Source organism: Shewanella sp. NIFS-20-20 (assembly GCF_019209865.1).
Taxonomy (GTDB): Bacteria; Pseudomonadota; Gammaproteobacteria; order Enterobacterales; family Shewanellaceae; genus Shewanella.
This window is the reverse complement of sequence record NZ_JAHUTT010000015.1, coordinates 63,026-72,649: the sequence shown is the minus strand read 5'-3', so window position 1 is coordinate 72,649 and position 9,624 is coordinate 63,026. Positions and strand designations below refer to the sequence as shown.

3 protein-coding genes and 1 pseudogene are annotated in these 9,624 nt (G+C 40.3%); 1 reads left to right on the top strand and 3 read right to left on the bottom strand.

Annotated elements, in window-relative coordinates; translation table 11 throughout:
• Positions 1 to 668, top strand: a pseudogene (locus KU855_RS07095) (IS3-like element ISSpi1 family transposase); the annotation flags it as partial.
• Between the two features lie 47 nt (positions 669 to 715).
• Here KU855_RS07095 and KU855_RS07090 read toward each other — a convergent pair.
• The 3 genes from KU855_RS07090 to KU855_RS07080 form a co-directional block, all read right to left on the bottom strand.
• On the bottom strand, positions 716 to 1,609 hold the full coding sequence (locus tag KU855_RS07090) for a hypothetical protein (protein WP_218529605.1): 894 nt from the start codon (positions 1,607 to 1,609) through the stop codon (positions 716 to 718).
• A gap of 84 nt (positions 1,610 to 1,693) precedes the next feature.
• Complete coding sequence (locus KU855_RS07085) at positions 1,694 to 3,307, bottom strand: NERD domain-containing protein (protein WP_218529604.1); 1,614 nt, start codon at positions 3,305 to 3,307, stop codon at positions 1,694 to 1,696.
• 14 nt (positions 3,308 to 3,321) lie between these two features.
• Positions 3,322 to 9,606 (bottom strand): DEAD/DEAH box helicase, encoded by a 6,285-nt coding sequence (locus KU855_RS07080; protein ID WP_218529603.1) that lies wholly within the window; start codon positions 9,604 to 9,606, stop codon positions 3,322 to 3,324.
• Positions 9,607 to 9,624: the final 18 nt, after the last annotated feature.

The following is a 9,624-nucleotide window of genomic DNA, read 5'->3' as shown; positions in this document are numbered from 1 at the left end:
ACCTTAAAGATGATGGTGAGGCCGTTGGCAAAAATCGTGTATATCGGATCATGAGAACAGCTGATATTAAGGCTGTACGTGGCTATAAGCGCAATCCAAGTTTTGGCGGAGGCGATGTTAGTCATACAGCACCAAATACGTTAAATAGAGGGTTTGACGTCGCTGAGCCCAATAAAGTTTGGGTGACCGATTTCACCTATATTCGAACTCATGAAGGCTGGCTATATCTCACCGTTGTTATCGATCTATTCTCTCGACAAGTTGTCGGTTGGACAATGAAAAGCACAGCTAGAGCTGACCTAGTTATTGATGCACTACTGATGGCGGTATGGAGACGTACCCCAACAGAAAAGGTGCTTATCCATTCCGATCAAGGCGTGCAGTATACTTGCTCTGATTGGCGCAGCTTTCTTAAAGAGCACAACTTGGAAGCGAGTATGAGTCGAAGAGGAAACTGTCATGATAATGCAGTTGCAGAAAGCTTTTTCTCATTACTGAAAAAAGACAGAATTAAGCGAAAAGTCTTCAAAACCAGAGATGAAGCGCGTGCTGAAATATTTAACTATATCGAATATTTCTACAATCCAGTGCGGCATCATGGTAGTAATAACGGACTGTCTCCAATGAAGTTTGAAAAGCAGTATTATGAGAACTTAGAAAGTGTCTAGAAAACTAGGGGCTTACCAGAGTAAGAAACTCAGCCATTTTTATCTACTTAGAGAATAAAATAGTTTTCCTTTTTTAGCATTGCAGCTATTTCATTGCCAATATCTTTATGCCAACCATTTGGATAAAGATTATGACTCGTAGAAAAGTTACTCTGAATAATATTAAAAATATTCGATGCTATACCTGTTTTCGAAGGTAAGCCCCAATAGTTACCACCTGATAAGTTTTTCACTCTCATAACTGAGGTTGAGGTAGGTTTAAATGTCTCAGGTTTGACTGTTGGCACAGTCACAAATGAGTAAGTAAACTTTTTTAATTTAGTATGACTAAAACCATTGCTCCCGACTGTAGCATTAGATGAGAAGCCACTAGAAGCATAGATCAAATCCCATAACATCGGAATTTGTGCATTATCATTCCAGTTAGTCTTACATTGAATTATTCCCAACTCTGTCTCTATGAATCTCGAATCAACAATATCACTCAACAATCCCATTAACTCACTATGACTTCCCGAAAAATCTGCTGACAAAGCAGGATCTACTGGAAATGTAATGGCTAAAAGATCGCTCTCAGTATTAGAAGAAAAATTACCATAATTCACACTTATGGCATAAGAGATACTAGGTGGTATGTTAGCCTTTTTAGATTTGATAACAACTGTATTGCTACCTAATAAACAAAGGTTCAAGTACCAACAAACAAGAGCTTCCCAAGCTGCTCCACCTCCTGATACATCAGATTGACCTCGCCCAGAAGAGGTTGTTTTAAATATGTTATACAGCTCGTTACCGATTACCTGCAATTCCTTTGCTGTTGGCGGTTTACCATTTGTTATTTGTTGAAAGCTAGGCTTCCATATAGGCCAAACTTTCTTCATTGTTCCTAATGAAAGTAGATCCGTTACGACTACTTTTCTAAGTTGTTCTACAGCATTCATTCTTTCAATTCCCAAATTGGACATCCAAAACTTATGTACCACTACAATAATTAAATGAGCTCAACTTTACTTTTCTGTTATCAATTATTTGAAGAAATTTGCAATTGTCTGCTTGGATGAAATCAGAGCAAGCCTTGCTGTAGCCCTTGTGCAAGCAACATATAGGTCTTCAAGAGAAAACGCTACCTTGTCACCAGGAATACTTACATCTACAACTATTACAGAAGCGGCTTCAAGACCTTTAAATGACTTGATTGTTGAAAAGAATATCGTATCCTTCTTACCCAGATCTTTAATATTTTTGCTTAAATTAAGACCATGCCCAATAGTTTGTCCCTTCATTGATGAGTTCTCGTATTTATAGGGACTCAAAATAACGACTGAACCTTCCCCGCTCCATTGCTTCGCTATCTCCCACGCAAGCTTAGATTGGTTTCCTGTATTCATAACTACAGGAGGTACACCAATAGGCATCCCTGGCATTGACTCAATTCTGAAGTCTACACAACTATTGGATGCATCATTTATTTTCACAGTATTTCGACAATTATAATGAAGATGAAATACAACCTCGGCTCCGATAGGCGTACCACTCCCTGCACTATAAAGGTCTTGTTTCCAATCAGCAAAGAAAGCCCATTGTCCATCATCAGAACGCAACTCAAGTAACGCTATCAATTGTTCCTCTGAAAAGTCCTGTCCTTCATCCACAATAATTGCATCATATTTATCAAGTACATCTACTTTATCCATAACAAAACTGGGCAAAATATCCCTATAGAAACCAGTCTGACCAACCATATTCCTATTCTCTGGGCATATTTCAAAAAACAGCTTATCAACGTTCCATATGAACTCTGCATGTTCAGGGTTGTTAAGGCACAGTGACTCTGCCAATGCTTTGTTGTAACAAACATAAACAGCTCTTTGCCCTTGCTCAACTAGAGCTTTCAGGCGCCATAAAGCCAATATAGTCTTACCTGAACCTGCCGGCCCTATGACTGCAACATTTGGTAATTGAAATAAACCTTTCAAACTAGCAAACTGCTGTCTAGTTAATTGCTCAATATTGTTTATATCGCTAGACACGTCTTTCTCTGTGTCTACTTTTTGAATATGGAACTTCCTATCTTTTAATTGGTCAATTATCGTTTCTACAACTTGAGGAGTGAAGTGGCTAGAGTAATTTCTTCCACCACGCTTCTCTAAAGAATTCCTTATTCTCGTCGCTAATTGATTCATATGACGATGCGTTGCAAGAGTAGACTCATCAAACATATCAGGTAAAGACTGTGCTTTTCCTTGTGGATACACAACAAGGTACGAAAAAAAACCAGGAAAACTCTCCCACCTTTGTTTTGTATTCAGTACACCTGTCAAATCATGCATATTACGTGTAGCTTGCTCTGGAGGTGACTCTCTCAAATTTAACCAAGAGCCATCAGCTTGCTTACGCCCCCAAATGCCATCTTCGTTAACTCGAAACTCTTTAGAGCCCTTCACTTCAACAACAACTAACCCTAAGTTAGGAACCAAAACGACTATATCTGCCTCACCATCACGGACATAGCCATTTTTATTAAGCGTCCACATCACACTTGGCATGACAACCCAATCAGTTGGCAGTTGATGTTTGAGTTCCTGTATTACTTTATTCTCCCAAAATTCAACAGGCATATTTCCAATAATTCTCGGCATTCTAGATAATTCCTTTATTCAGAGAGACGGGCAACAAATGTAAAACCTTCAACATCCTTCTTTGACATAAAGCCAGGTTTACTTGAACGCAATCTTGGTGTCGGTAAGCCCTTTTTGCATGAGGCCGTAATAGGGATGAGCGCCCCACAAGGCTTTGCAGCCAACCAAACTTCTTTATCATTGAGCTGATGAATAAGAAGAGGAGATTCCTTAGACCAAGTTTGACTCGCAAATAAAAATGTATCGCCAACAGCTAGGGCATTAAAATCTTCTGAATTAAGAATAATATCTGGTAGCGATGGTGCAATAGACTCACTAGTGTCCTCTGAATTTGGAACAACATCCTCAAGATTAAAGAGTTGTTGGTCATCTAAGTTTGAATATACCCATATCATCCGACGAGATAAGTTAAATGAGTCTATGCGTCTGAGCGTTTTACACTCATGTTGATTAGCAACTCTATGTGCCTCTTCAATCGCATTCAATTTGTTAGCGGCCCCATCCCAAAGTGGATGCACAACAACATTAAAAGTACTGCCTTCGACCCAACCATGTATCACACCTTCATGGATAGGTATTCCCCTTGGAGAGAGGTCATTTTCAAACCATTCTTCAACTAACAACTCAGCTAATTCAATCCAACCTCCTTCTCTACCAAACGGAAGAGTTTTTCCATCTACTGCAAGGTCTAAGCCAGGTCTATATTCTCTATCTAGCATTGAAGCAAGCAATTCGATTCCAAGTTGCCAGTCCAGAAGACCATGCACTTGACGATTCCTGAATCCTCGTAAAAGTAAGTCAGGGCTTCGCCATTCATTGCCCTCTTCAAGAGACAAGTTGATTTCTTGACGTATAAGCCTTCCCATAAGAGCTGCTTCGCCTTCACCAAATAAGCACCCTCTTAAAATAGACTCTAATCTCTCATGTGCAGTTTCAACTAGACCTGCACCATTAGGATGGGCATCAGCCAAATACAACTCCCCTCCATTTGGAGTATGTAATGCGTGAACTGATGCTATCTCGATATCCATAGAGTCAACATCTAGATCTAAAGCAATAGCTCTTTGTAAGATAGTTGCAGCCGAATACCATGCAGCCCTACGACGAGAAAGCCGAGATTCGTTAGGTCCATCAAAATATTTTAAACCATTAGCATCCTCCATCCTGATAGCAACTATGTCTGTAATTTTAGCTGAGGTCAGCGCTACTCTGAAATCCGGATTTTTATCATTTTTTTTCCAGATGGATTCTCCCTTTGCGTGATACCAACCATTCTCGCTAATTTCTGAAACCTCTTGGAAACCAAATCCTTCACCTAAATTAGTATTGGTTCGAAATACCTGACCACCAGATTCCATTTTTGTACGAGTATTGCAAGTAGAGCGGTAACCATCAGCACTTAGCTTTGGGCTCATTATTTCTGTTCGTCCAGAACGACCACGATGCTCTCCAGCGCCTAAAGCAGGTTTGATTGTATTCATATCTGTTGCAAATGCTCTAGGTGAAACTGCCATATAAGTTATGGCACCTTCAAACCCACAACTAGGGTTAGGACAAATAACTCCCTCTGGCGGCATAGTTAACCAATCAGGGATCCATACACCATCTATACTCTGGTGTGTTTTTAGGTCCGATATTTCAACCTTCTCTACATGTAAACTTCTACACGCTGGACAACGAACATGAATGAATGCAGCGCCAATAGGAGCTCCAGATGCATTCCAACCATCACCTCGGGGATTACTAAACAATGGGCCACAGATGTACTTAGGAGTAAGTTGACGTTTATCCCAAGTTCTCACAGACTCAGGAGCAAAATCTGCTATAGCTTGATCTGAAGGACGGTCTAAAGACTTAGCATCTGTCAATCTAGATTTTTTGCCACTTGGCAAGTCAAAATAAAGCTGACGAACACTGGTTGGCATACCAAACATAGGTAAAACACCAGCTTCGGCAAGACGTTGAGCTAATGTAGTTCCTACATATTTATCACTATCAACAACCTCTTCCATTTTGTCAGATAGTTCTTCAACAACAAATTCCACTAATTTTACAACTGAAATGCTCGAGCCAGCTGCAATCACCTTTGCGAGTTTATCTATTTCTGAAGTATGTCCTGATATCCAATCTCGAACCTTGTATATATTAACCTTGGCTTCATCGAGCATTCCCATTTCACCGTGAGTATCTGGTGTTTGGCTATTATCAGTCCAAGAAACTCCTACACTCAAAAAAGCTCTTCTCAAAATCTCCTTAGCCAATAATCGTTGTGCTAATATTCGTTGCTCATTTCCCATTGAAAGGCTTGGTTGAGGAGGTACTCCTCCTGTCATTTCATCAGGATGTTCGAAATGAATCCGATCATGAGTTTGGCCTCGACAGAAGGTAAAGCCTATTGAAAATGCCTGGCCTTTACGTCCTGCTCGACCAACCCGTTGTTGATAATTAAAACGTTCTGGTGGCATATTAGCTAGCATCACAGCTTGTAATGAACCAATATCAACCCCAACTTCCATTGTTGTTGTAACAGAGAGAAAATCTATCGAATCTACATTTTTTAACACTTTCCGTTTAGATACATCTTCAATAATTTCATCATCAAAAAAAATATCCCTAAAATGCCTCTGCCGTTGGGCCTGATCGTGAGTTTGTCCAGTTAATTCCTCTGTATGTATACGGAATAAGTTCGACTTATCTCGGGACTCATAAGCGTAATAGTGCAAGTGTTGGATCTCAGTGGCCGGCCTTTTTCCGTTAGGCTTATCATCTAGTACACCACAACAACGTGAGCATACACCTGCAGATGCTTGCCAATGCGTTCTTCCGCAGTTTGAGCAACACCATGGCCGTTCTTCATCACTTACAACTCGCACCCAAAGCTTTTCTAACCTGATAATACCCCATGTATCCAAACCAGAGGCATGCCCTACTCCTGAAAAAGTTGTCGCCACAGAATATAAAAGTGTTTCGTAGCTAACACGATGCAACTCTCCAACACGGATAAGATATCGATACACTCGTTTCTTAGCCTGCCCTTCAGTTTTTAATCCTGTTGGTTGGCTAAGTTCCCAGCCGTCACTAAATTTCTTCCAAGGATTAGGGTCAAATCTATTCTCTTCAGTGAGTATTCTGAGCACGCTATTGCAAGTTTGACGGAAAACATCATCAGACATACTCAAAGGCACTTTCATCTTTGCATTAGGAGAAAATGCAAGGTGACCAATAGCTTGTTCTTCGAGGTCATACAAAAGTCTTCCAGTCAATGCACGCCAAGCGTTTTTACGAAGTGACATTCCAACCTGTGCAATATGATCTTGTTCAGAATCAAGATTTAATTTAGGTAATAACTTTCCCTGATCAGATATGAAAATAGATGTCCAATCTTGTGTCCCCAATTTTTTCTTATCTATCGATACTCCACCAGGATTAACCCCATTATTAATGAAGTTTTGCCAAATAGGAGTTAATAGTTCAGAACCCGTTTCGGGCTTTGCAAGAATATCATTTACTTGAACAAAACCAGCCTTAAAAGACTTTGCTTCACCAAAACGCTGAAAATCAGATTCATCAGCAAAGTCAGGATCATTAATAACCTCTTTAGCCGACTTAACAAATTCTTTGAACTCTTTCACCTCAGACGGACTAACATCATCGCGACTTATAAATTCATTTCGATATCTGATAAATTCATCTTGTTCACCTAACTCGAGTAATTCCGCAATTTTTTGCTTAGCAGGCAGTATGCCTTTTTGCGATCTAAGCTTAAGCTCATGATTTATAAATGTACGAAGAAGCAGTGACCACTGCTCTTCTTCAACTCCAACTGACAGATTTGCCGCCGCTTCACGGCTATCAGAGAACGCCACAAGTTTTCTTGTATTGCCCTCAGGTAAAACCGCCATGATATGTTTTGAAAATAGATGTGACATTCGAGCAAGACCCGTCACAAACGAACGAATAGGAGTTCGTCTACCATAGCGCTCAGAATAGTTAATATGACAAGAAGGGCACCTTTGAGGCAAAGCGGAGTATGTATATTGTTCATTCTCTGATGTATCTAGCTGAAAAACATAACAAGCTAAGTCATCGCCTGAACAACCTGTGAGACCTAGATTTACTAGACCAGTCTTAGAATTGATTTTTGCGGGAAGCCATCTTGCTGATTTTGTGTCTTTGGGTTTACCTGGCCGTTTATCATCTCCATGAGTTTCAATAGAACCGTGACTCCACATCAGGTTTTCTGGTAAAATTGGAGGCTCACCTTCTTTACCACATAGCCACACCACTCCAACATCTTTATAGTGCTGAGCGTCAGTACGTGTTTCGACTGTACTCTCAGGTAGCCCATCTATTTGAGATTCTAGTGGCGTTAGCTCAAAACTCTGAGGCGGCACTCCTGGTATTATAGCTCGACTAGAAACCCTATTACCGCTCAGAAGTTGCGTTCCACAACACTCACAATATAAAACTTCAAGAACTCGACGCCGTTCATAAGTCAGTTTTTTTTCAGGTAGCAAAGTACCTACTCGTCGTTGACTATCACGATCATCTAGCTCAATTGTCGCCCACAAACCATCAATGTTTTTAGCCATCCAATGGAATCTGAGTCTAGGAAATATAGAACCAAGCTGTTTGGCATAATCTGAACCGATAGCTTTAAACAAACCTTGAGCTGCCCTCAATTGTTCTTCGAGTGTACTCAAATCTGAAAACCAAAGTTCTACAACCTCATCAATAGGCTTTGCACGAATATGCCCATTCCCACAAAAAGCTGTCAAGATACGTTTATTGTTATCATCCTTCTCTGCAGTAAGAAGATCAACAACCGCCTTCAACTCAGATGATTCTTCATCTGTCGGTAAATCACTCAGGCGTAAACACGCTTCTGATATATCAAAACTAAAGTTAGGTTCGCTTTCATCTAGAGAATATGATGGCTCACCTGATTCTATATGAAATCGAGCCTTAGCTCGCTCTGGGGTAAACCCAAAAAACTCACCTAAATATTTGTATGTTTTGTCATCTTTACCATCAAGAGAGGCACTAGACGCTAATATACGCAGTTGCGGGCTGTCAGGATTAAGACCAAGTCTCTCTAGAAGCAAGCGGAGCAAGTAAGCAACTTCAGTACCTGCTGAGCTGCGATGCAAGTGCAACTCGTCAACAACAAGTTGAAAGATGTTGTTCTCTCGATCTTTTGCTAACCACTCTTTAGTGGTCTCAAAAATATCAGCATCAGCACGATCATTTACTAGCTCTTTTGAAGCATGTCGCATAAGCATGATCGATAACATACTTGTATTTGTTACCAATATGTCTGGTGGCGCATCTTGCATCTCCCACCTATGAAACATTTCTGCTGCATCTGGAGAGATACGGCGAATGAAACTAGCTTCTTCTTTAGCTTCCGATAAATTACGTCTCGCTCGCACTTTTGCTTCTAAATCTTCTGTATCATCGACAATAGCAAGCTGTTCTATACATAGTGCAACCTTTCGATTGAGCGCAGTGTAAACTTCCAATGCCTTATTTAATTCAGCATTAAGTTCTGAACGTTTAGCTGAATTAGCTTTGCCATCGGGCTTTATAGGATGCCCAGCAATCGGTGTCGAACCATTGAATCTACCAAAACGAATTCGATTACGACTTAAGTGAGAATCTAATGCAGATAGCACCTCGTCCGAGTCTAATGCTTGACGTAATCTTGATACCTGATCCTCAACTAGAGCATTCATTGGATACAGGATAAGAGCTCTAACAGCCGGAGTACGTTTCTCTCCTCTTAAATCTTTCCTAGAATCGCTCCACTTTGGTGGATTTTCTGATGTCCAGACTAAAGGAGATTTATTTGAAGGCTCTGACCACTCAGATGAAGAGGCAGTTGCCTCTCGAATTATATTTGCGATAGCTGGCAGCAAAAACGATTCAGTTTTACCAGAGCCGGTACCTGTAACAACAACGCAATGTTTACCTTCAAGAGACTTCTTCAACATGTTTTGCTGGTGGGAATAAAGAGGGTAATCACCTTTAAAAAGACCAGCTTTAACGATTGCCTTAAATGCTTCCCTACCTTTAATATTTAAACTAGGAAGATCTTCTTCTTCGAGCTGCGTTAACCTCTTACCAGACTTATAATTTGTAATTGGTTCAATATATGGAACTTGAAACAATACACCGTCTTGATCTAGTAACTTTTTTCGATCTTCTTCAAAGCTATCTGAGTTAGTACCGAATGCTGAAGTGATATAGCGCTTAATTCCATCTTGAAAAGTTTGAAATGCGCCTATTGGATCCTTCATTGAAATTCCTTAATAAAA